Origin of the sequence: Comamonas testosteroni TK102 (assembly GCF_000739375.1) — a bacterium.
Classification (GTDB): Bacteria; Pseudomonadota; Gammaproteobacteria; order Burkholderiales; family Burkholderiaceae_C; genus Comamonas; species Comamonas brasiliensis.
Map to the genome: position 1 here is coordinate 1,362,761 of NZ_CP006704.1, position 20,571 is coordinate 1,383,331.

Sequence of the window (20,571 nt, forward strand, 5' to 3'; positions counted from 1 at the left end):
ACCCCAGGAGTCCGAACATGAAACTCTCCAGCTATGAAGGCCCGCGCAATGGCGACTATGTGGCCTATGTGGATCAGCTGATGCGAGCCAGTCCCGAGTACCGCCGCACGCTGCGCAGCATCGACGGAGCGATTCAGACCGCGGTCGTCACGCCCGGCTCCCAGGCTGCCTCGCCCATGTCCCAGCTGCGCAGCACCTTGCAGAAGGCGCGCGACATGGCGGAGCAGGCACAGCAGGTGCCGGGAGCGCGAACCACGGCGGCCGGCCAAGCGGCCCAGCGCACGGCTGCTGCTCGGCGCCCCAATACGGCCGTGACCAAGCAGGAGGCGCAGCAGCGCTTCAAGGCCATGGAGCGCCAGATCGAGGCCCAGAAGGCCCAGACCGGCCGCAAGCCCTGGGTGTCTCCGGGCTCGCTGGCGCTGATCGTGGGCGGGGTAATCCTCTCCCAGTTCATCCAGGGCTTTGGCGTGCTGCTCGCCATCATGGGCCTGATGTCGGCGGTGGGCGGCGTGCTCAGGCGCCTGCAAGGCCGCTGACAGGCACCAGGCGCCGGCTCTTGCCCGGCAGAGGGCACAATGGCGCCCTTCAGGAAAACCGCTGGCGGCTGCATGGCAGCTGCCGCAATGGATGCAAGGCCCGGTTCACGGGCCTTGTTTCAAGACAGACAAGACTAGCCAGATCCTTATGAATGTTGATGTAAAGATTCTCGATGCGCGCCTGCGCGACAACCTGCCCGCCTACGCGACTCCCGGCAGCGCCGGCCTGGACCTGCGTGCCTGCATCGATGCGCCGGTGACGCTGGAGCCCGGCCAGTGGCAGCTGATTCCCACCGGCATGGCCATGCATCTCAAGGATCCCCATTACGCAGCGCTGATCCTGCCGCGCTCGGGCATGGGCCACAAGCACGGCATCGTGCTGGGCAATCTGGTCGGTCTGATCGACTCCGATTACCAGGGCCAGCTCATGGTCAGCGCCTGGAACCGCTCGCAGACCGCCTTCACGCTGCAGCCCATGGACCGTCTGGCCCAGCTGGTCATCGTGCCCGTGGTGCAGGCACAGTTCAATCTGGTGGATGACTTTGCCGACGCCAGCGAGCGTGGCGAAGGCGGCTACGGCTCCACCGGCAAGCAGTAAGCCTGCCAAAAGGCCCGCACCTCGCGTGACATGAGCCGCCAGACCCGCCGTCGCTCTGCCTCCTGGACCAGGGTGCAACTGGGCCGTGATCAGCCCATGCGGCGTCGCCTGCAAAAACGCCACTGGCTGCGTCTGCATGCCGCTCTGACCGGCGGCCTGAGTCTGGCTGCCATGTCCTTGATCAGTCTGTGCCTGCTGCATGCCGGCGTGCACAGCATGGGGCTGCGCTATGGGCTGGCGCTGGCCTGCGGCTATCTGCTTTATCTGATGCTGGTGCGCCTGTGGGCGGGCTGCATGCTGCGCCGCGACTGGGATGCGGGCGATGTAGGAGCCGATGTTTCCGGCTCCGGCGGTAAATCAGGCAGTGCCGACGCTGCGGGCTTTGAAAGCGGGCAGGGAGGCTCCTACGGCGGCGGCGGTGCCGGCGGCCACTGGGACGATGGCACCGCCGTGCCTGATATTGCGCCTGCGTCTGCGGGCCTGGAGCTGCCCGATGTCGATGTGTCGGGGCTGGACGCGCTCGATGAAGGCGCCGTGGTGCTCGTGCCGGTGCTGCTGGTCTTTGCCGCCCTGCTGTTGGCGGTCACGGGCATGGGCTCGCTGGTGTGGCTGGTGTTCGGTGCCGATCTGTTTCTGACCGTGGCGGTAGAGGTGGCGTTTGCGCTGCTGATGACGCGAACCCTCTATGTGGTGGAGCGCGAAGGCTGGCTGCTGGCCGCGCTGCGCATCAGCTGGAAGCCCGTGCTGGGCGCCCTGGTCGCGGCCGTGGCGCTGGGGCTGCTCGCCGACTGGCTGTTTCCCCAGGCCGATACCCTGGCACAGGTGCTGCGCAGTCTTTGATCGGCCTCAGTCCTGGTGCCTGGCGCCAGGCAGTTGCAGCTTCATGCGCAGCCCGCCCAGCGGCGATGGCAGCGCCTGGATGCTGCCGCCATAGGTCTGAACCAGATCGCGCACGATGTCCAGGCCCAGACCGGCGCCGGGTCGCTGTTCGTCAAGCCGTTCTCCGCGGGCAAAGATGCGCTCGCGCAACTCGGGGGCAATGCCCGGGCCGTCGTCGTCTATGCACAGTGTCAGTTGCTGGCTGTCCTCGCTGGCCGCCTCAATCTTCAACACCACCTGCCAGCGCGCCCATTTGCCGGCGTTGTCCAGCAGATTGCCCAGCATCTCCATCAGGTCCTGGGAGTCGCCCTTGAAGTCCCATTGGGTGGCATCCCCCTGCAGCTCGAAGCGTATGCCGCGCGCCGCATGCAGCTTGTCCATGGTGTGCACCAGGGAGTGCAGCGGGCCGGCCAGCGCGGTGCGCAGGCCATGGCCCTGCTGCGCCGCTGCGGCGGCGGCGCGGGCACGGGCCAGGTGATATTCGACCTGGCGGCTGGCACTGGCGACCTGCTCGCGCACCAGGGTCGCCAGCGGGCTGTCCTGCTGCGCCGCCGCGTTGCCCATGATGCTCAGCGGGGTGTTGACCGCATGGGCCAGATTGCCCGCCTGGGTACGGGCCCGCTCCACCATCTCGGCATTCATGCGCAGCACATGGTTGAACTCCTGAACCAGAGGCATGATCTCGGCAGGGTGCTCGCCCCTGATTTCCGGAGCTTCCCCCTGGCTCACGGCGGCCAGCTGACGGCGCAGAGCGGCCAGCGGAGCCAGCGCCAGCTGCAGCTGCACGACCACGGCGGCGATCAGTCCCGCTGCCAGCATGCACAGCGCGGCCACCAGCATCTTGGTGAAGCGCTGCAGCGGCGTGGCCAGCATGGCCGCGTCGGCGGCAATCATCAGTCGCAGTGGCGGGGCATCGGCCTCGGGCAGCTGTACGGTACGCGTCACGATCACCAGGGTGTTGCCATTGCCGTCCGACATATGGCCATAGCTTGCCGGTGCATGCAGGGGCAGGGTGGGCTCCCAGACCTTGTCGGCCTGGAAGAAGGGCCAGTCCAGGGTCTGGTCCCAGAGCGATCGCGAACGCTGGATGCCGGCCTGAACCGTCTGTTTGCCGGCCGCATCGAGCTGGTCCACCTGCCAGTACATGCCCGACAGTGGCTGCTGCAGCAAGGGGTCGCCGGAGAAGGGCGAGACCGTGACCGGGACGGCCTGATCGGGCTGATAGTTGACGGCGCCGCTGAGCCGGTCGAGCTTGGCCACCAGCTGGCTGCGCAGCTGCTGGGTCAGATGCTCGGCAAACAGCGTGCGCAGACCCCAGCCCGTGAGCAGCAGTGCTGCCAGCATCCAGATCAGGGCACCCGCCAGCAGTCGCAGGCGCAGCGAGTTCTTCCAGGAGCCCGCGCTCAGCGGTGGCGGCTGCTGGGTCATGGGGGAGTTCAGGGTGTGCTCGGACATAGGCTTTATTCTTGGTTGGATGGCACGACCAGGCGATAGCCCAGGCCGCGCACGGTTTCGATCGAGCCAGCGGGCAGCTTTTTTCTCAGGCGCCCGACAAAGACCTCGATGGTGTTGGAGTCGCGGTCGCTGTCCTGCGGGTAGATATGCTCGGACAGCTCGGTGCGCGAGACCACGGCGCCCATGCGCTGCATCAGCAGGGCCAGCACTTTGAATTCATGGCTGGTCAGCGTCAGAGCCTGACCTTCGACGGTGACACGGGCCTGGCGCGAATCCAGGGTGATGGCCCCGCATTGCCACAGCGCGCTGGCATGCGGGCTTAGGCGTCGCAGCAGCGCCCTCAGACGCGCCAGCAGCTCTTCCATGTGGAAGGGTTTGGCCAGATAGTCGTCGGCTCCGGCATCCATGCCTGCGACTTTTTCATGCCAGGCGGCTCTGGCGGTGAGGATCAGCACCGGCATGGAGCGGCCCTGAGCGCGCCAGGCGCGCAGCACGCTCAGCCCGTCGCGCACCGGCAGGCCCAGGTCCAGCACCGCAGCGTCGAAGCTCTCCACCTCGCCCAGGTATTGCGCCGTCTCGCCATCGGCGGCCGTCTCCACGGTGTGGCCGGCCTGCAGCAGGGCCTGATGCAGCTGCTCGCGCAGCGTGGGTTCGTCTTCAATCAGCAGGATTCGCATGCTCTACAACCTTCCTGAGTGCCGGGGTTCACTTCTTGCGCTTCATGCTGATGAGGCTGCCGTTGCTGGCATCGATCTCCAGCTTGACCACCTTGCCATCGCTTTGCAGCAGCCGGATCTCGTAGACAAAGCGGCCGTCCTCACGGTCGAACTCCACCTTGATGACCTGGCCCTGGTACTGCTGCTCGACCTGGTCCAGAACGGTGCGCAGCGGCAGCACCTGACCCTGGCGCAGGGCCTGACGGGCAAGCTCGTGGTCGTTGTCACCGGCATCCGAGGTGGCGGGCCACAGGCTCAGCGCGGCAAAGCCTGCCGTTGCCAGCAGCATGGCCAGCATGGTATGGAGGGTGCGCCGGCGTGGGCGGTACGCAGATTGCGGGTCATTCGAGGCATTGGATAAAGACATGGCGAGCGGGCTGCAGTGGGTGGTGATGAGGTCTGGTTGCGTTCTGCAGCCAAGGTTATAGGTCTGCATCGATGAACGAAAGCTGAATGGCGGCTTCAGAAACGGTTCAGGAGGGAATGCGAACAATCGGCCACAACCCGCCACAGCGCAGCTTTCGCCCGGCGGGCCGTCTTTTTTGTCCCCATCGTTGCCAACCTGCTGCAGGAGTTTCCATGTCTCGTCTTCAAGCCCCCGTCTTTCCGGTGTCCGATCGCGTCTTGTCGCTATACCGGTCCATGCAGCGCCGCAGCGGCATCGCCTTGCTGGGGGGCGCTGCGCTGCTGTCCGCAGGCACCTGCCTGGCCGCGGAAAACTCCCTGGCGGATCGTGCCTCGGCCTCGGTGGCCGGCGTGCGCGGCATGGCGCTCGGGCCAACCCTGTCCATCCGCGATGTCTGCGACCGGCTGGAGAAGGCCGGCTATCGCGAATTCCAGGAGGTGGAATGGGACGACGGCCTCTACAAGGTCAAGGCCACGGCCAGCGATGGGCGCTTTGTGAAGCTCTATGTGGATGGGCGCAGCGGTGAAGTGCTGCGCGTACGCAGCAAAAGCTAATTTTGCTATCTGCTTGATAGCTTCTGGCGCTTTGTGATGGCGGTTTCAAATGATATTTATATCGAAAATGAGTGCTGCAAAGGGCAAGGCGCTAGGGTTTGAAGACTTGTAAACGGCTGCGCTTTACTCAAAGTATTGTGAGCAAATGTGAAACCTGTCGTCCTGGCGAGCCGGTGCTGCGTTGCAATGGAAAGGCAGACCGTGCAAGGTTTGCAGAGCAACTCATAACAGGGACTGCGGCGCATGGAATGTGCATGCGCCAATCAGGAGATTTCCATGCAAATCAATCAACGCTGGGGCCGGTTGGCCATGGTGAGCGCAATCGTTGCGGCTCTGTCGGCCTGCGCGGCCTATCCACAGGGTGGCTACCAGACCGGCGGCTATCAGAACAGTGGCTACCAGGGAGGCTACTCCCAAGGTGCTTATTCTGGCTCGGGCTACCCCGGCAGCACCCAGGCCTATCCCGTGGGCAACAACCAGGCCCAGACCTATCCCGCCAATAACTGCGGCTACAACAATCCCAACTGCTACTCGCAACAGCCTCAGCAATACGCCCAGCAGGGCCGTGTGATGAATATCGAGACCGTGCGCGTGCAGGACGGCAGCGGTGTGGGCGCGGGCGGCGCGATTGCCGGCGGCGTGATCGGCGGCGTGCTGGGCAACCAGGTGGGCAAGGGCTCCGGCCGTACGCTGGCCACGATTGCCGGTGTGGTGGGCGGCGCATTGGCCGGCAACGCCGTGCAGAACAGTGTGGGTGGCGGCAGCGTGCGCGATATCTACCGCGTCACCGTGCAGCTGCAGGATGGCAGCGTGCGCGCTCTGGACTACCAGCAGCCTCCGCAGCTGAGCATCGGCGAATACGTGCGCGTGGAAGGCAACCAGATCTTCCGCCGCTGAGCACTCAGGCGCGCATGACAAAAGGGACTCCTCGGAGTCCCTTTTTATTTCTTTGCCTGAAGCGATGAGCGATGCTTGAGTCTGTGGCGCAGCATCACTCAGTGACAGCAAGCAAGAGGCCTAGGCGGCCCCGCCGCCTCGCAGCGAAGCTGTCGTCCCCCGGTGGGGAGGGCGCAAAGCGCCTCAGGGGTCAGTGAAGTGTTTCATTGCCCGGGGCCATGGGCTCGATACGGAAAAAGCCCGTACCGGCCGTGCCGCGGCCGATTTCTTCCTCGGTGGCCTCGCGCACGGCTTCGATCTTGAGGTGCAGGCGGATGGCGATTCCGGCCAGCGGGTGGTTGCCGTCCAGCACCACATGCTCGGGATAGATTTCGGTGACCGTGTAGAGCCGGTCGGCCGGCACGGGGTTGGTGCCCTTGGGCATGGCCGTGCTCTCGAAACTCATGCCTTCCTCGATCTCTTCGGGGAACAGCTCGCGCTTTTCCAGGAAGATCAGGCTCTCGTCATAGTCGCCGAATGCTTCTTCGGGCTCCAGGTGCAGATCCAGCTGGTCGCCGACCACATGGCCTTGCAGAGCCTCTTCGATGCGCTTGAAGAGGTCATCGCCGCCGACGAGAAATTCCACGGGCTCGTCCAGCACGTCCAGCTCCTCGCCCAGGGTGTCTTTCAGTGTCCAGGTCAGGGCGACCACGCATTGTTGGGTAACTTCCATGGTGTGTGTATGCAGTTGGTGGGCCGCGGGCCAGTCCCGCAGCCGAAATTGAAACGCCGCCACGGCCGTGGCGCAATGGCAGGCATTGTCCCATGCGCTGCCCGCAACTGCAGCACAGGCCTTTTGTTACACCCTGCAAAAAGCACTTGCACGGCCTTCACATTGGCACTCTTGCAGGCCTGCATACTGGCCCCATCTCTGCTGCAAGTAATTTGCGGGCTTAAAGGAAGGCACCATGACCCCTCAGGAACAACAACTGCTGCAAGACCTGTGCGCCAGGCTGACGCTGACCCAGGGCCAGCCCAAGGACGCGCAGGCCGATGCCGAGCTGCGCCGCGGATTGGGCACCGCGCCCGATGCGGTCTACTGGCTGGCCCAGCGCACCTTGATGCTGGAGCAAGCCATTGAGCAGGCCCAGCAGCAGATCGGCGAGCTGCAGCAGCAGCTGAAACAGGCCCAGCAAAGCCAGAGCCAGAGCCAGGGCGCAGGCAGCTTTCTCTCGGGCGGCCTGGGCACGCACTTCGGCCGCGCTCCCGAGCGTTATGCCGAGGACGGCGGCTACGCTGCCAGTACCCAGCCTCCCTATCAGCCCCAGTATCAGCCTCAGTACCAGCCGCAAGCAGCGCCTCAGCCCTCCAGCTGGCGCGACCGTTTCTTTGGTGGCGGCTCGGCGCCCCGTGCTGCAGCGCCGCAGGCCTACGGCCAGCCAGCTGCCGCGACCGGCAGCAGCTTCCTGGGCAATGCCGCAGCGGCCGCAGCCGGTGTGGCGGGCGGCATGTTTCTGTTCAACGGGCTGGAGAATCTGATGGGCGGCCATCACGCCAGCTCGGGCAGCCAGAGCGGCGGCAGCGAAAGCAAGTCGCTGGCGCAGGACAGCAGCAGTCAGGGCCTGCATGGCGACAGCGGCAATACCTCGAGCCTGGCCAACGATGCAGGCCTGGGCAGCATCGATAGCGCAGACAACGACAGCTGGGGCGATGGCGGCGACTTCTTCAACGATGACTTTGCCTGATTACATGCTTTGAGATTTTTGAGGCTCAAGCCCTTTCCCATCAAACGCTAGCAGCTATGGATTAGATAGTGAGAAGGAAAAAAGAAAGCCACCTGGCGTTTTCAAATCAGGTGGCTTTTTTAATTTCAGTAGCGATGGGCGCGAGCTTCAACTAGGGTGCGACCTAAGTGTGGGACAGCAAGCAAGCGCCACCGCGCAGCAAAGCTGTCGTCCCCCTCCGCGAAGCAGAGAGGGGGAAGCGGCGGGGCCGCCCAGGCAAAGCCGCTCAGGGGGTCTTTAGAACGGATAGTGGCGTTCTGCGGTCTGCATGGTCACCCAGCGGGTTTCGGTAAAGGCATTGATGCCCTGCTGGCCGCCGAAATGGCCATAGCCCGAGGCCTTGACGCCGCCAAACGGCATCTGGGCTTCGTCATGCACCGTGGGGCCGTTGATATGGCAGATGCCGGCCTCGATGCGCGCAGCCACACGCCAGCCGCGGGCCGTGTCCCGGGTGAAGACTGCGGAGGACAGACCGAACTCGTTGTCATTGGCCGTGGCAATGGCTTCTTCCTCGCCGTTCACGCGCACGATGCCCTTGACCGGGCCGAAGGTCTCCTCGTGGAAGATGCGCATCGCGGGCGTCACATGGTCGATCAGCGTGGCAGGCATCAGTGTGCTCTCGGCCTTGCCGCCGCAGACCAGTTTTCCGCCCTTGGCCAGCGCGTCATCGATCATGGCATTGCAGCGCTCCACCGTTGCCAGATCGATCACCGAGCCCAGCACCACGGGGCCCTTGCGCGGGTCACCCAGTGGCAGGCTCCGGGCCTTGGCGGCAAACTTGGCGATGAACTCGTCGGCCACCTTGTGATCCACCACGAAGCGTTCGGTGGACATGCAGATCTGGCCCGAGTTGGCAAACGCGCCAAAGGTGGCGGCGTTCACGGCCGCATCGATATCGGCATCGTCCAGCACCAGGAAGGGGGCCTTGCCGCCAAGCTCCAGCAGCGCGGGCTTGAGATGTCTGGCGCAGGTCTGGCCGATGATGCGGCCCACACGTGTGGAGCCGGTAAAGCTCACGCGGCGCACGGCGGGATGGGCCACGATGGCTTCGACCACGCTGCCTGCATCGGCGGGCGCATTGGTCACAAAGTTCACCACGCCGGCGGGCAGGCCTGCGTCCTGCAGCGCCTCGATGATCAGGCCGTGGGTGGCGGGGCAGAGTTCCGATCCCTTGAGAATCACGGTATTGCCGCAGGCCAGGGCCGTGGAGATGCTGCGCACGGCCAGAATCACGGGGGCATTCCAGGGTGCGATACCGAGCACCACGCCGGCGGGCTGGCGCACGGCCATGGCCACGCTGCCGGGCACGTCGGAGGGAATGATCTCGCCATTGATCTGCGTGGTCAGCGAAGCCGCTTCCAGCAGCATGCTGGCGGCCAGATGCACGTTGAAGCCGGCCCAGATGCCCGAGGCGCCGGTCTCGGCAGCCATGGCCGCGGCAATCGCTTCGCCCTTGGCTTCCAGCGCCTGCGAGGCCTTCATCAGCATGGCGCGGCGGGCGTTCGGCCCTAGTTGCGACCAGGCGGGGAAGGCTGCTGCCGCTGCATCGCAGGCGCGGATCGCATCCTCGGTCGTGGCTGCCGGGGCACGTGTGGCCACGCTGCCATCCAGCGGGTTTTTGCGTTCAAAAGTCGCGCCATTGCCGGCTGCGCATTCCTGGCCGGCTATCAGCATTTTTTGTTCGATCATGTGTGTCTCCTTTGAAGTGTTGAGCCAGTCAATATGACTGGTGAATGTTCAGGGCTTTCAATGAAGTGCGCCCTGGTAAAGGGCCGCCGAGCAAGGGTCTAGGCGGCCCCGCCGCCCCGCCGTGAGGGTGCCGTCCCCCTCAGGGGGATTCATCTCAGTGTTCACCGCCCAAGTAAGCGCGGCGCACGGCGGGGCTGTTGCTGAGTTCCGTGGCCGAGCCTTCGCCCACGATGCGCCCGGTTTCCAGCAAGTAGCCACGGTCGGCAATAGCCAGACTCTGGCGCGCGTTCTGCTCCACCAGCAGCACGCCCATGCCCAGTGTCTTGATGCGCGCAAGGGCGGCGAACAGCTCTTTGCACATCAGCGGCGACAGGCCCAGCGAAGGCTCGTCCAGCAGCAGGATATCGGGTTGGCTCATCAGCGCGCGGCCCACGGCCACCATCTGCTGCTCGCCGCCGCTCATGGTGCGCACGGCCTGGGCCAGACGATCACGCAGCTTGGGAAAGAGGGCGAAGACCTGCTCCAGATTCCGGGCTTCATTGGTGCGTGCGCGCCGGGGCTGGGCACCCAGCAGCAGGTTTTCCTTGACGCTGAGATCGCCGAACACGCCGCGCCCCTCGGGCACCAGGGCCAGGCCCGATTGCACGATGGCATGCGGCGGCAGCTGCATCAGCTCCTGACCGGCCAGTTGCGCGCTGGCACCGGCCTGCGGCGTGACCATGCCGCCCAGCGCCTTGAGCAGGCTGGACTTGCCCGCTCCGTTGGCGCCCAGCATGACGACCAGCTCGCCGGGCCGAACCTGCAGGCTGACTTGGTGCAGCGCCTCATGCTTGCCGTAGCTCACCGAGATATTGCGCACTTCAAGCATGGCTGGCCTCCGCTGACCGGTCTTCATCTGCACTCGCTTCTTCCCCCAGATAGGCACGCACCACCTCGGGCTCTTTGAGCACCTGGGCCGTGGGACCGTCGGCTATTTTTGTGCCCGCGTTCATCACCACGCAGCGGCTGCACAGCGCGTGCACGGCGTCCATCACATGTTCAACCATGAGAATCGTCAGCCCCGTGGCCTGCAGCTGCCGGATCAGTGCAATGCCCTGCTGCAGCTCCGTGGGGTTGAGTCCGGCCAGCCATTCGTCGAGCAGCAGGATCTGCGGCTCCAGCGCCAGTGCGCGGGCCAGCTCCAGGCGCTTCTGGTTGATATAGGTGAGGTCGCCTGCGGGAGTATTCGCAACTTCGGCCAGACCCACCTGATTCAGCAGTTGCAGGGCACGCGCAGCGGCAGGTTTGCCGAACAATGGTCGGAGCTTGAAGGCCATGCCGGCAATGACGTTGTCGATGCAGCTCATGGAGCCCAGCACCTTGACCAGCTGGAAGGTGCGCGCCACGCCCAGGCGGGCGATCTGGTGGCTTTTGAGCTGCTGGATGGGCTTGCCGTTGAATACGATCTCGCCGCCGTTGGCGGGCAGGGCGCCCGAGATCAGATTCATGGCCGTGGTCTTGCCCGAGCCATTGGGGCCGAGCAGGCCCACGACCTCGCCCGGGTAGACGTCAAAGCTCAGTTCGTTGACGGCCACCAGGCCGCCGAAGCGCTTGGTGGCGCCGCGCACGGAAAGCAGGGTGGCGGTCTTCATGGCTGGCCTCCCTTTTTGTGGAACAACTTGGCCAGCACACCAGACAGGCCCTGGGGAATGAAGTACACGATCACGATGAACACCAGGCCCAGCAGAATCGAGAAATGGTTGGGGAAGTTGGCAGCCAGGTACTCGAACAGCAGCACCAGCGGCACGGCCCCCAGAATCGGGCCGAACAGCGCGCCGGCACCGCCGAGCAAGGCCATGATCAGGGTCTGGAACGAGACGGCTGGAGCAAAGGCAATGCTGGGGTCGATATAGGTCCAGCGCGGAGCCATGATGGCGCCGGTGACGGTGATGAACACGGCGCTGACGGCGAACAGCAGCAGCTTGGCCGTGGTGGTGTTGATGCCCACATGGGTGGCCACGGTCTCGTCCTCGCCGATCACGCGCAGCGCCAGACCCAGGCGCGAGCGGTTGATGAGGGCACGCAGCGCCAGCACCAGGGCCAGCATGGCCAGCAGTTGCCAGTAGATATCGAGCTGGGTGATCTCCACGAAAACATAGCGGCCCAGATCCTTGGTGATGTTGACTTCCCACCAGGTGACGAGCTGCTTGACCAGCTCGGCCAGGCCGAAGCTGAAGATCACAAAGTACACGCCCGACAGCCGCAGCGTGGACAGCCCCACGATCAAGGCCATGACCAGACCCACGCCGGCCGCAATCCCCAGTACGGCGGCCCAGGGCAGGGACTCGCCGAACACGGCGGTGACATAGGCGCCCATGCCGAAGAAGGCGACGGTGGCCAGCGAGATATAGCGCGTCGGTCCCGAGAACAGCGCCCAGGCCGTGGCCAGCACGCAGTACATCAGGATGCTGATCATGAGCGAGAGGTAGTACTCGTCCGTCAGCCAGCGTGGCAGCAGGGCCAGGCCCAGCAGGGCGACGGCGCTGACGGCCCAGATCAGGATTTCCTTGCGATGCTGATTCATCGTGCGGCCCTCCCGAACAAGCCTGTGGGCTTGAACAGCAGCACCAGCAGGAACACCGCGTAATTGACGGCCAGCGTCAGGCCGGGGTCGACAAAGGAGGCCACCAGCGTTTCGGCAAAGCCCAGCAGCATGCCGGCGACCAGGCAACCCATGAGATTGCCCACGCCGCCCATGATGACGACGATCAGCGCCTTCATGGCAAACATGGTGCCCATGCCGGCCGAGAAGGGCAGAAACATGCTGACCAGCACGCCGCAGATCGCCACCAGTGCGCCGCCCAGACCATAGGCCAGGGCCGCCGTGCTGCGCACATTGATGCCGACCAGATGGGCGAACTGCGGTGCCACGGACACGGCGCGTACCACGGCGCCGGCGCGGGTGCGCGTCAGAAGCAGGTACAGGCCGCCGCCCAGCACGATCGCAAAGCCCAGCACCAGCAGACGGTTGGCCGCAACCTTGCTGCCCAGAATCTCCACGGGTTCGGACAGATAGCTGTAGCTGTGATAGTCGCCGCCGAACATCACCAGCATGACGCCCTGCACGACGAACAGCATGCCGAAGGTGGCCAGAATCGAATCCACCTCCAGCGCCGGTCCGCCCCTGGCGCGACGCACCAGCGGGGTCAGCAGCAGCTGATAGATCAGCCACTGGATGGCAAAGCCCAGCGGCACCACCAGCAGCACCAGAAGCAGCGGTGAAATACCCCAGCTGCTCACCGCAAAAAAGGCCAGAAAGGCCGGCGCAATCAGAAACTCCCCATACGAGAGATTCATGATGCGCGCCACGCCATACTGCAGCGTCAGCCCCATGGCCACCAGGCCGTAGAGCCCGCCCAGCATGGCGCCAGCGAGAAGGATGTCTATTAAATTCATAGCGTATACCGCTGGTGATTCATTGTTCTTGTTATGAAATCAATGCAAAGTGAAAGCGAGACATGCGCAACCAGCTCTTGTTTTGATAGTTCTTGCGGAGCTGGACACACATGGCGGCCATGGGGTATCAGAGATGCCGAGCAAGAGCCGCCTCGCGGCGATGGCATCGTCCCCCTCCCATAGCGCGAAGCGCGTAGAGAGAGGGGGAAGGCGCGCAGCGCCTCAGGGGGAGCTACGGGGGATCACCGCAGGCTTGACCCCCGCCCGTGTAGTTGGCGCAATCGCATTGAATTCGCCGTTCTGCCACTGGCCCACATGCCAGAGCTTGGTCAGCATCTGGCCTTCAAGCTTGACGGGGCCGAGCACGGTCTCGAAGCTGCCGCTCTTGAGCTCCTGGGTCACGGCGGCGCGATCGATCTTGCCCACGCGCTCGATGGCCTGCTGCAGCATCTGCAGCGAGGTGTAGACGATGGGGCTGGCAAAGCGGTCCGATTCCTGGCCAGTCACCTCCTTGAAGCGCTTCAGATAGGCCTGCATCTGCGGGTTGCCGGCATCGATGCCGCCCGGCGCCATCACGCCTTCGGCCGCTGCGCCGAACTTGCCCTTGAACATGGGGAACTGCGTGCCCACGCCGGTGAACAGCACCTTGGGAGCCAGGCCCAGCGTCCTGGCCTGTTCGTTGATCAGCATGGTGTCGGGCGGGTAGGAGTAGGCCACGAAGGTGTCGGCACCCTTGCCCTTGGCTTCGTTGATGATGGGCGTCATGTCCTGCGTGCCGATCGGATAGCTCTTGTCGTAGACCAGCTCGAAGCCATGCTGCTTGGCAGCCTTGCGCGTGGCGTTGGCCAACTCGACGCCAAAGCCGTCGGCGATGTTGATCATGGCGATCTTGTGGTTGATCTTACCGTCCTTCTTGGCCTTTTCCAGCATGGCGACCAGGCCCTCGGCATATTCGCCGCCCGTGCCCAGGAAGAAGAAGGCATGTTTCCAGCGCTTGGCCAGATCGGGGGCCTTGTCGGTCACCGAGGTGGCGGCCAGCAGCGGGTATTTGTGCTTTTCGTAGGTCGGCCCCACAGCCAGATTGGAGCCCGTGCCCCAGGGCGGCAGCACGAAGTCGACCTTGTCCTGGGTGATCAGGCGCTCGGTGGCGCGCACGGCCTCCTCGGTGCTGGAGCGGTCGTCGTATTCGATGACCTCGATGGGCACGCGCTTGTTGTAGGCCTTGAGCATGATGCCGCCGGCGTCGTTGATCTCCTTGACCCAGAGCTTGTAGTTGGGCGCCGTGGTCACGGAGGTGCCGCCCGCGTTGACGCCCGTCTTGGCAATGGCCCAGCCGATGCGGATGGATTGGGGCGCTTCCTGGGCCAGGGCCTGGCCGCACAGGCCCGCCAGGGCTGCGGCTGCGGCCAGGCTCTTGAGAACAAAACGCTTGTCGGCGAATGTCATGCTTGTCTCCTTTTTGATGGACGGGTGTCCGGGTTCTTCGGCCATCGTAGGAAAGTGCGTCGGCAGGTGTTTGTCTGGGCGTGCATTGCGTCTTGTCTGAGCATGCAAGTGTCTGTGGGTAAACACTGATTTCCCTGCGAGGCGCCGGTTTTGCCCGGACCCGGGTCCGGGTCGCTATGGATAATGAAGCATCCTGTTACTTCTTCAGGAGCCGAGATGCGGCCAGACATTCCTGCCAACCAAGTGATCGAGAAGATGACCGAGATGCAAGGCGCTCAAGCCGTGGGTGCCTGGCAGCACTGGATGTCCACGCTCTATGGCCTGGAGAGCGATGTCTATGGCGACCAGCATTTCTCGGCGCGACTGGGCACCTTCGAGCTGGGGCCGGTGGGCATGACCCGAATCGAGGCCAGCCGCCATCGCGTGCGGCGCACTTCGGCCAGCATGGCACGCCACAGCACCGACTTTCTCAAGATCGTGGCCCCCTGGCATGGCGAGGCCCGCGTCTGCCAGAACGGGCGCGAAGCCGTGGCGCGCAGCGGCCAGTGGCTGATCTATGACACCACGCAGGAGTACGAGGTGCTCAACCCGGAGTGGTGCGAGCATCTGATCATCACCCTGCCCAAAAGCCGCTTCGAAGACCATGGCCGCGCCGTCGATGCCCTTATGGGGCGCTATGTGGGCGGCAGCGAAGGCGTGTCCCGCATTGCACTTGACATGATGCGCGGCACTTTTGCCGAATGCCGGGCCATGGGCCAGGGCCTGGCCCAGCATGTGACGGATTCGCTGCTGCAGCTGATCCAGCTGTCCCTGCTCGACGCCTGCGGCCGTGCGGCCTCGCTGAGCGCCAGCGAGCTGTTGCTGGGCCGCATCAAGGCCTATGTGCGCCAGCACCTGCGCGATCCGGCCCTGAGCGTCGATGCCGTGGCCGCAGCGCTCAACTGCAGCAAGCGACATCTCTACAACGCCTTTGCCGATGAGCGGCTGTCCATCAGCCAGCATATCTGGGTCGAGCGCGTGGCCCTGTTCCAGCGCGAACTGCTCAGTCCTGCCAATCGCCATTGCACCTTGACGGAGCTGGCGCTGGCCAGCGGCTTTGCCAGCGGCGCGCATCTGAGCCGCCTGTTCAAGCAGCACACGGGGCAGACGCCTGCGCAGTTCAGGGCCGGCGTACAGGCATCGAGTCTGTTGAATTGAGCACCGAGCTGGCCTCGGGCTCAATCCGCCACGGCGCTGACTGCGATTGGTGAAACCGCAAGCCGGAAACAGCAAAGCCGACAGGCGCTTTCCTGCCAGGCGGTGTTCATGGCCGACGCAAGGTGCAAGGTCGGCCATCGAGGTTTCGGGCGCGAGATACAGGCACGGCTGCCGGGCTGTGCCTGCCGCCCCATCGCGCTTCAGAAGGGGTAGTGACGTGGGCTGGTCTGCATGGTGATCCAGCGGGTATCGGTGAAGGCATCGATGCCGGCCTGGCCGCCGAAGTGACCGTAGCCCGAGTTCTTCACGCCGCCGAAAGGCATTTGTGCTTCATCGTGCACCGTGGGACCGTTGACATGGCAGATGCCCGCCTCGATGCGACCGGCCACGCGCCAGCCGCGGGCCGTGTCCCTGGTGTAGACGGCGGAGGACAGGCCGAACTCGTTGTCGTTGGCCATGGCGATGGCCTGCTCTTCGCCATGCACGCGCACGATGGCCTTCACCGGGGCAAAGGTCTCTTCGCGGAAGATGCGCATCTCGGGGGTCACGCCGTCGATCAGCGTGGCCGCCATCAGGGTGTCGTTGGCCTTGCCTCCGCACAGAATCCTGGCGCCCCTGCTCACGGCATCGTCGATGAGTTCGTTGACGCGGTGCACGGTGTTCATGTCCACGACGGAGCCCAGCACCACCGGTCCCTGGCGCGGGTCGCCCAGAGGCAGGGTCTTGGCGCGGCCCACCAGCTTGGCGATGAATTCCTCGGCCACGGCCTCGTCCACGATGATGCGCTCGGTGGACATGCAGATCTGGCCCGAGTTGGCAAAGGCGCCGAAGGTGCAGCCGGCCACGGCGGCGTCGATGTCGGCATCGTCCAGCACCAGGAACGGGGCCTTGCCGCCCAGTTCCAGGATGACGGGCTTGAGGTATTTGGCGCAGGTCTGGCCGATGATGCGGCCTACGCGCGTGGAGCCGGTGAAATTCACACGGCGCACGGCAGGGTGGGCCACCATGGCCTCGACCACGGCCCCGGCGTCTTCGGGCGCATTCGTCACGAAGTTCACCACACCAGGCGGCAGGCCGCCTTCCTGCAGGGCTTCGATGATCAGACCATGGGTGGCGGGGCACAGTTCCGAGCCCTTGAGAACCACGGTATTGCCGCAGGCCAGGGGCGTGGCGATGGCACGCACGGCCAGGATGATGGGGGCATTCCAGGGGGCGATGCCCAGCACCACGCCGGCAGGCTGGCGCACGGCCATGGCCAGGCTGCCGGGAATGTCGGAAGGAATCAGCTGGCCGTTGATCTGGGTGGTCAGCGATGCGGCTTCGAGAAACATATTGGCGGCCAGATGCACATTGAAGCCGGCCCAGATGCCCGAGGCACCGGTTTCGGCCGCCATGGCTGCGGCAAAGGCCTCGGCCTTGGCTTCCAGGGCCTGAGAGGCCTTCATCAGCATCAGTCGGCGCTCGGTGGGGCCCAGGGCCGCCCAGGCGGGAAAGGCTGCCTCGGCGGCTTGCACGGCACGCACGGCATCGGCCTTGGTGGCGGCCGGAGCGCGCGTGGCGACCGAGCCGTCCAGAGGGTTTTTGCGCTCGAAAGTGGCGCCGTTGCTGGCCTGGGCGGTCTGGCCGCCGATGAGCATGCTTTGTTCAATCATCTTCGCTTCCTTCACCACCAGGGGCGCGTGAGCACAGTCACTGCTGGTGGATGCCGTTTGAAAAGCGGGGGCATCGCGCAAGGCTTGCGTCGCCGGGCTGGCCCCCTCTGTCCTGATGTGCCGCCGGTCAAGGGCGTGGAAGTGATCGTAGAAAAAGCCCGGGCGGGATGCTGTGCGCAATGTGCACAAACCGTTTGACGAATCGTGCACCTGGCCTAGGGTTTGCACTAGATCGAGGTGCTGGCGGGAGATTCTCCGCGCTGCGAGCGCCAGGGCGCGCACTTGCCGATAATTGCCATACTTTGCCGGCACAGGCAGGGATCGATGCAACGAGGAGTCAAGGCCCATGACCGCGCCCATGGTACTGAGTACCGATGGTCTTCCCGAGAAGGAAACTGCAGCTGCCTGGCAAGGCTGGATGGCGCAGCTGTTTTCGGGGCTGGACACGGATCTCTATGGCGACACCTGTTTTGACGGGCATCTGAGCGTGGCGTACGCAGGCGATGTCATGCTCACCAAGCTGGAGGCCGGACGTCATCGCGTCATACGCGGCAGCCACCGCCAGCGCGACAGCGAAGCCGCCTATCTCAAGATCGTCGCACCCTGGAGCGGTCACGCCGAGGTGGAGCAATGCGGCAGCCGGACCCGGGTGGGCAACGGCAGCTGGGCCATCTATGACACCTCGCAGCCCTATGTGGTGGACAACCCTCTGCGCACCGAGCACCTGATCATGATGGTGCCCAAGCAGAGCATTGCCGAGCGAGGTCTGCGCCTGGAAAACCTCATGGGGCTATCCGTGGGAGGCAGCACCGGCATGGCGCGCATTGCGCTGCAGACCATGCGCAGCACCTATCAGGAGCTCGATAATATGACGGCGCCGCTGGCGCGCCGCGCCGGGGAGCTGCTGGTGGACATGGTGCACCTGTCCTTGCAGGCACTTGGCGGGCAGGCCACGGCGGTGACGCAGAAGCAGGCCTTGTACGAGCGCATCTGCGACCATGTGGCCAGCCATGTGCGCGATCCAGGGCTGTCGGTCGACCAGGTGGCCCAGGCGCTCAACTGCAGCCGCCGTCATCTGCACAATGCCTTTGCGGGGCGTGAACAGTCGCTGGGCGCTTTCATCCAGCAAAGCCGGCTGGAGCTTTGCATGCGGGAGCTGCATTCCGCAGCGCTTGCGCATCGCACCATCACCGAGATCGCCATGGGCTGCGGTTTTGGCAACAGCGCTCACTTCAGCCGGGCCTTCAAGGCCTACACCGGCATGTCGCCTTCCGAGTTCAGAGCGCTCGGTCATTGATCTGTGCCGACCAGCGATATCGAGGCCTATAGGACAATGCAGTCCGTTGCTTAGAAAGCAGGACTGGATTCATGGACATCAATACGCCGCTCACCCTGCTGGGTGGACTTACCGCTTCTCAATTCATGCGCAAGCACTGGCATAAAAAGCCTTTGCTGGTGCGCCAGGCCATTCCCGGCTTCAAGGCCCCGATTCCGCGTGCTCGCCTGCTGGCCATGGCGGGCGAAGAGGGCGTGGAGTCGCGCCTGATCCAGCAGCTGGAAGGCGACAACTGGAAGCTCAGTCACGGCCCGCTGTCCCGGCGCAGCCTGCCCGCATTGACCAAGCCGGGCTGGACGGTGCTGGTGCAGGGCGTGGACATGCATGACGCCAAGGCGCACGAGCTGCTGCAGCAATTCCGCTTTGTGCCCGAGGCGCGTCTCGATGATCTGATGATCAGCTTTGCCACCGATCAAGGCGGTGTGGGGCCCCACTTCGACAGCTATGACGTGTTCCTGCTACAGGCCCATGGCAAGCGCCGCTGGCGCATCGGCCGTCAGAAAGACCTGTCCCTGCAGCCGGGCAAGCCATTGAAAGTTCTCTCCCATTTCGAGCCCGAAGAGGAGTTCGTGCTGGAGCCGGGCGACATGCTTTATCTGCCGCCCAAATGGGCGCATGACGGTGTGGCCGAAGGCGAGTGCATGACCTATTCGATCGGTTTTCGCTCGCCCGATCGCAGTGAGCTGGGGCGCGAGCTGCTGCTGCGCATGTCGGATGAGCCCGACGAGCCCGAAACTCCGGTCATCTATCGCGACCCCAAGCAGGAGGCCGTGAGCAACCCGGCGCTGATTCCTGAAGCCATGTATGACTTTGCCCGCGAGGCACTGAAGAAGGCCATGGCCGAGCCGCTGGCGCTGGAACGCGCGCTGGGCGAGTATCTGAGCGACCCCAAGCCCAATGTCTGGTTCGAGCATGGCGATGAAAACGGCATGTTCGAAAGCGTGGTGCTGGATCGTCGCACGCGCATGATGTATGACGCCAAGCACATCTTCATCAATGGCGAGAGCTATCTGGCGGGCGGCCGTGACGCCACGCTGATGCGCAAGCTGGCTGACACCCGGGCGCTGTCGCGCAAGGATCTGGCAACAGCCAGCGATGATGCGCTGGAGTTGCTGTCATCGTGGTTCGATGCGGGCTGGGTTCGCTCAGGCGACTGAAACAGGGTGGACTTGTAACAGCGATCGTGCTAACTTACGGGTTTGTCCTCTGTGGCTGCTGTCGATTTGGAGAGCTTTGTATAGATTATGTAAATCTTCGTCAAAGCTCTGTCAGGGATTTGACAGGAAGAAATTTATGCTCCACAGTGTGACTCAAGGCAAGCGTGGGCTTGCCCGGTAAATGAGAACGCACCGATTTGTGCAGAATTGTTTAGTTGCTGTCAGTATCAGTCAGCAATGGGCAAAACTACTTATAATGCGGTCTGAGTCGAATTTATCGTTTGACCTGATCTGCCATAGCGATCAATAGCTGCAAAAGGCTGACCGTAATGGCAATCTGCATACCGTCTGCTGAACCTACCATTTAGGAAATCGTCATGAAGAACTCTCTGATTCTGGCTACCGTGATCGCTGCTGCTGCTCTGGCTGCTTGCGGCAAGAAGGAAGAAGCTCCTGCTGCTCCCGCTCCTGCTGTGGAAGCTCCTGCTGCTCCCGCTCCTGCTGCTGAAGCTCCTGCTGCTCCCGCCGCTGACGCTGCTGCTCCTGCCGCTGACGCTCCTGCTGCCCCCGCCGCTGACGCTCCTGCTGCTCCTGCCGCTGACGCTCCTGCTGCTCCCGCCGCTGAAGCTCCTGCTGCCAAGTAATTCGCTGCACCAGCCAGCTTGAGGCCCAGGCCTCGGGCATGAAAAAACCGCACTCAGGTGCGGTTTTTTTGCGTCTGGATTTTGCAGCGGATTCTTGAGCTGTGTATGCGTGTCGCCACACAAGGTCTGCACTTGCACTTGCACTTGTCTTGCACTCGCATCTCAACGGATTCCGGCGTCATGAGCATGAGGGCCTCAAGCCGGAGTTGCT

General features: G+C 64.1%; 21 protein-coding genes. 10 read left to right on the forward strand and 11 right to left on the reverse strand.

Annotated features, from left to right (window positions below):
* Positions 1–17 precede the first annotated feature (17 nt).
* From O987_RS06120 to O987_RS06130, 3 genes are all read left to right on the forward strand, one after another.
* The gene (locus O987_RS06120) at positions 18–536 is read left to right on the forward strand and encodes a hypothetical protein (protein ID WP_043371138.1); all 519 of its coding nucleotides are present in this window, start codon (positions 18–20) and stop codon (positions 534–536) included.
* 148 nt (positions 537–684) lie between these two features.
* Positions 685–1,134 (forward strand): dUTP diphosphatase, encoded by a 450-nt coding sequence (gene dut, locus O987_RS06125; RefSeq protein WP_003057711.1) that lies wholly within the window; start codon positions 685–687, stop codon positions 1,132–1,134.
* A gap of 30 nt (positions 1,135–1,164) precedes the next feature.
* Entirely contained in the window at positions 1,165–1,974 is an 810-nt protein-coding gene (locus O987_RS06130) for a hypothetical protein (RefSeq protein WP_043371140.1), read from the forward strand.
* A 6-nt stretch (positions 1,975–1,980) separates the two neighbouring features.
* On the opposite strand, the gene O987_RS06135 is transcribed toward O987_RS06130, so the two are convergent.
* Genes O987_RS06135 through O987_RS06145 form a run of 3 tightly spaced genes read right to left on the reverse strand, consistent with a single transcriptional unit; the run spans position 1,981 to position 4,482 of the window.
* The gene (locus O987_RS06135) at positions 1,981–3,468 is read right to left on the reverse strand and encodes a sensor histidine kinase (protein WP_043371141.1); all 1,488 of its coding nucleotides are present in this window, start codon (positions 3,466–3,468) and stop codon (positions 1,981–1,983) included.
* A gap of 5 nt (positions 3,469–3,473) precedes the next feature.
* Positions 3,474–4,145, reverse strand: coding sequence for a response regulator transcription factor (locus tag O987_RS06140; protein WP_043371142.1), 672 nt, complete (start codon positions 4,143–4,145; stop codon positions 3,474–3,476).
* A 28-nt stretch (positions 4,146–4,173) separates the two neighbouring features.
* Positions 4,174–4,482 (reverse strand): PepSY domain-containing protein, encoded by a 309-nt coding sequence (locus tag O987_RS06145; RefSeq protein WP_003057703.1) that lies wholly within the window; start codon positions 4,480–4,482, stop codon positions 4,174–4,176.
* 281 nt (positions 4,483–4,763) lie between these two features.
* Between O987_RS06145 and O987_RS06150 the strand changes: the two genes are divergently transcribed.
* Positions 4,764–5,144: a PepSY domain-containing protein gene (locus O987_RS06150; protein ID WP_003057701.1), complete on the forward strand. Its 381-nt coding sequence runs from the start codon at positions 4,764–4,766 to the stop codon at positions 5,142–5,144.
* Between the two features lie 276 nt (positions 5,145–5,420).
* A complete protein-coding gene (locus O987_RS06155; RefSeq protein WP_003057699.1) occupies positions 5,421–6,041 on the forward strand; it encodes a glycine zipper 2TM domain-containing protein in 621 nt (206 codons plus the stop codon).
* 190 nt (positions 6,042–6,231) lie between these two features.
* Here O987_RS06155 and O987_RS06160 read toward each other — a convergent pair whose 3' ends face one another.
* Positions 6,232–6,753: an FKBP-type peptidyl-prolyl cis-trans isomerase gene (locus O987_RS06160; protein WP_003057696.1), complete on the reverse strand. Its 522-nt coding sequence runs from the start codon at positions 6,751–6,753 to the stop codon at positions 6,232–6,234.
* Positions 6,754–6,988: 235 nt separating this feature from the next.
* On the opposite strand from O987_RS06160, the gene O987_RS06165 reads away from it, so the two are divergent.
* Positions 6,989–7,765: a DUF2076 family protein gene (locus O987_RS06165; RefSeq protein WP_043371143.1), complete on the forward strand. Its 777-nt coding sequence runs from the start codon at positions 6,989–6,991 to the stop codon at positions 7,763–7,765.
* 276 nt (positions 7,766–8,041) lie between these two features.
* Here O987_RS06165 and O987_RS06170 read toward each other — a convergent pair whose 3' ends face one another.
* The 6 genes from O987_RS06170 to O987_RS06195 form a co-directional block, all read right to left on the reverse strand.
* Positions 8,042–9,493, reverse strand: a complete 1,452-nt coding sequence (locus O987_RS06170) for an aldehyde dehydrogenase (protein ID WP_043371144.1) — start codon at positions 9,491–9,493, stop codon at positions 8,042–8,044.
* A gap of 154 nt (positions 9,494–9,647) precedes the next feature.
* Positions 9,648–10,361 carry an ABC transporter ATP-binding protein gene (locus tag O987_RS06175; protein WP_043371146.1) on the reverse strand — a complete coding sequence of 238 codons (714 nt, stop codon included), beginning with the start codon at positions 10,359–10,361 and terminating at the stop codon, positions 9,648–9,650.
* Positions 10,354–11,124 carry an ABC transporter ATP-binding protein gene (locus O987_RS06180; protein ID WP_043371147.1) on the reverse strand — a complete coding sequence of 257 codons (771 nt, stop codon included), beginning with the start codon at positions 11,122–11,124 and terminating at the stop codon, positions 10,354–10,356. Before O987_RS06180 ends, O987_RS06175 begins: the two co-directional genes overlap by 8 nt.
* Positions 11,121–12,056 carry a branched-chain amino acid ABC transporter permease gene (locus O987_RS06185; RefSeq protein WP_043371149.1) on the reverse strand — a complete coding sequence of 312 codons (936 nt, stop codon included), beginning with the start codon at positions 12,054–12,056 and terminating at the stop codon, positions 11,121–11,123. The genes O987_RS06180 and O987_RS06185 overlap by 4 nt, the downstream gene beginning before the upstream one ends.
* Positions 12,053–12,928, reverse strand: coding sequence for a branched-chain amino acid ABC transporter permease (locus O987_RS06190; protein WP_003057689.1), 876 nt, complete (start codon positions 12,926–12,928; stop codon positions 12,053–12,055). Before O987_RS06190 ends, O987_RS06185 begins: the two co-directional genes overlap by 4 nt.
* 222 nt (positions 12,929–13,150) lie before the next feature.
* Positions 13,151–14,374: an amino acid ABC transporter substrate-binding protein gene (locus O987_RS06195; RefSeq protein WP_043371151.1), complete on the reverse strand. Its 1,224-nt coding sequence runs from the start codon at positions 14,372–14,374 to the stop codon at positions 13,151–13,153.
* Between the two features lie 216 nt (positions 14,375–14,590).
* On the opposite strand from O987_RS06195, the gene O987_RS06200 reads away from it, so the two are divergent.
* On the forward strand, positions 14,591–15,571 hold the full coding sequence (locus O987_RS06200) for an AraC family transcriptional regulator (RefSeq protein ID WP_043371153.1): 981 nt from the start codon (positions 14,591–14,593) through the stop codon (positions 15,569–15,571).
* A 200-nt stretch (positions 15,572–15,771) separates the two neighbouring features.
* On the opposite strand, the gene O987_RS06205 is transcribed toward O987_RS06200, so the two are convergent.
* Positions 15,772–17,223: an aldehyde dehydrogenase gene (locus O987_RS06205; protein WP_043376153.1), complete on the reverse strand. Its 1,452-nt coding sequence runs from the start codon at positions 17,221–17,223 to the stop codon at positions 15,772–15,774.
* A 346-nt stretch (positions 17,224–17,569) separates the two neighbouring features.
* Between O987_RS06205 and O987_RS06210 the strand changes: the two genes are divergently transcribed.
* From O987_RS06210 to O987_RS27755, 3 genes are all read left to right on the forward strand, one after another.
* On the forward strand, positions 17,570–18,520 hold the full coding sequence (locus tag O987_RS06210; protein WP_043371154.1) for a helix-turn-helix domain-containing protein: 951 nt from the start codon (positions 17,570–17,572) through the stop codon (positions 18,518–18,520).
* A gap of 71 nt (positions 18,521–18,591) precedes the next feature.
* Positions 18,592–19,716 (forward strand): JmjC domain-containing protein, encoded by a 1,125-nt coding sequence (locus tag O987_RS06215; RefSeq protein ID WP_003057679.1) that lies wholly within the window; start codon positions 18,592–18,594, stop codon positions 19,714–19,716.
* A gap of 377 nt (positions 19,717–20,093) precedes the next feature.
* On the forward strand, positions 20,094–20,360 hold the full coding sequence (locus O987_RS27755) for a hypothetical protein (RefSeq protein WP_034359978.1): 267 nt from the start codon (positions 20,094–20,096) through the stop codon (positions 20,358–20,360).
* Positions 20,361–20,571: the final 211 nt, after the last annotated feature.

Bases quoted from the DNA above. Each gene is read 5' to 3' on its own strand.
- O987_RS06120 (WP_043371138.1), top strand. From the start codon at position 18: ATGAAACTCTCCAGCTATGAAGGCCCGCGCAATGGCGACTATGTGGCC.
- dut (WP_003057711.1), top strand. From the start codon at position 685: ATGAATGTTGATGTAAAGATTCTCGATGCGCGCCTGCGCGACAACCTG.
- O987_RS06130 (WP_043371140.1), top strand. From the start codon at position 1,165: ATGAGCCGCCAGACCCGCCGTCGCTCTGCCTCCTGGACCAGGGTGCAA.
- O987_RS06135 (WP_043371141.1), bottom strand. From the start codon at position 3,468: ATGTCCGAGCACACCCTGAACTCCCCCATGACCCAGCAGCCGCCACCG.
- O987_RS06140 (WP_043371142.1), bottom strand. From the start codon at position 4,145: ATGCGAATCCTGCTGATTGAAGACGAACCCACGCTGCGCGAGCAGCTG.
- O987_RS06145 (WP_003057703.1), bottom strand. From the start codon at position 4,482: ATGCTGGCCATGCTGCTGGCAACGGCAGGCTTTGCCGCGCTGAGCCTG.
- O987_RS06150 (WP_003057701.1), top strand. From the start codon at position 4,764: ATGTCTCGTCTTCAAGCCCCCGTCTTTCCGGTGTCCGATCGCGTCTTG.
- O987_RS06155 (WP_003057699.1), top strand. From the start codon at position 5,421: ATGCAAATCAATCAACGCTGGGGCCGGTTGGCCATGGTGAGCGCAATC.
- O987_RS06160 (WP_003057696.1), bottom strand. From the start codon at position 6,753: ATGGAAGTTACCCAACAATGCGTGGTCGCCCTGACCTGGACACTGAAA.
- O987_RS06165 (WP_043371143.1), top strand. From the start codon at position 6,989: ATGACCCCTCAGGAACAACAACTGCTGCAAGACCTGTGCGCCAGGCTG.
- O987_RS06170 (WP_043371144.1), bottom strand. From the start codon at position 9,493: ATGATCGAACAAAAAATGCTGATAGCCGGCCAGGAATGCGCAGCCGGC.
- O987_RS06175 (WP_043371146.1), bottom strand. From the start codon at position 10,361: ATGCTTGAAGTGCGCAATATCTCGGTGAGCTACGGCAAGCATGAGGCG.
- O987_RS06180 (WP_043371147.1), bottom strand. From the start codon at position 11,124: ATGAAGACCGCCACCCTGCTTTCCGTGCGCGGCGCCACCAAGCGCTTC.
- O987_RS06185 (WP_043371149.1), bottom strand. From the start codon at position 12,056: ATGAATCAGCATCGCAAGGAAATCCTGATCTGGGCCGTCAGCGCCGTC.
- O987_RS06190 (WP_003057689.1), bottom strand. From the start codon at position 12,928: ATGAATTTAATAGACATCCTTCTCGCTGGCGCCATGCTGGGCGGGCTC.
- O987_RS06195 (WP_043371151.1), bottom strand. From the start codon at position 14,374: ATGACATTCGCCGACAAGCGTTTTGTTCTCAAGAGCCTGGCCGCAGCC.
- O987_RS06200 (WP_043371153.1), top strand. From the start codon at position 14,591: ATGCGGCCAGACATTCCTGCCAACCAAGTGATCGAGAAGATGACCGAG.
- O987_RS06205 (WP_043376153.1), bottom strand. From the start codon at position 17,223: ATGATTGAACAAAGCATGCTCATCGGCGGCCAGACCGCCCAGGCCAGC.
- O987_RS06210 (WP_043371154.1), top strand. From the start codon at position 17,570: ATGACCGCGCCCATGGTACTGAGTACCGATGGTCTTCCCGAGAAGGAA.
- O987_RS06215 (WP_003057679.1), top strand. From the start codon at position 18,592: ATGGACATCAATACGCCGCTCACCCTGCTGGGTGGACTTACCGCTTCT.
- O987_RS27755 (WP_034359978.1), top strand. From the start codon at position 20,094: ATGAAGAACTCTCTGATTCTGGCTACCGTGATCGCTGCTGCTGCTCTG.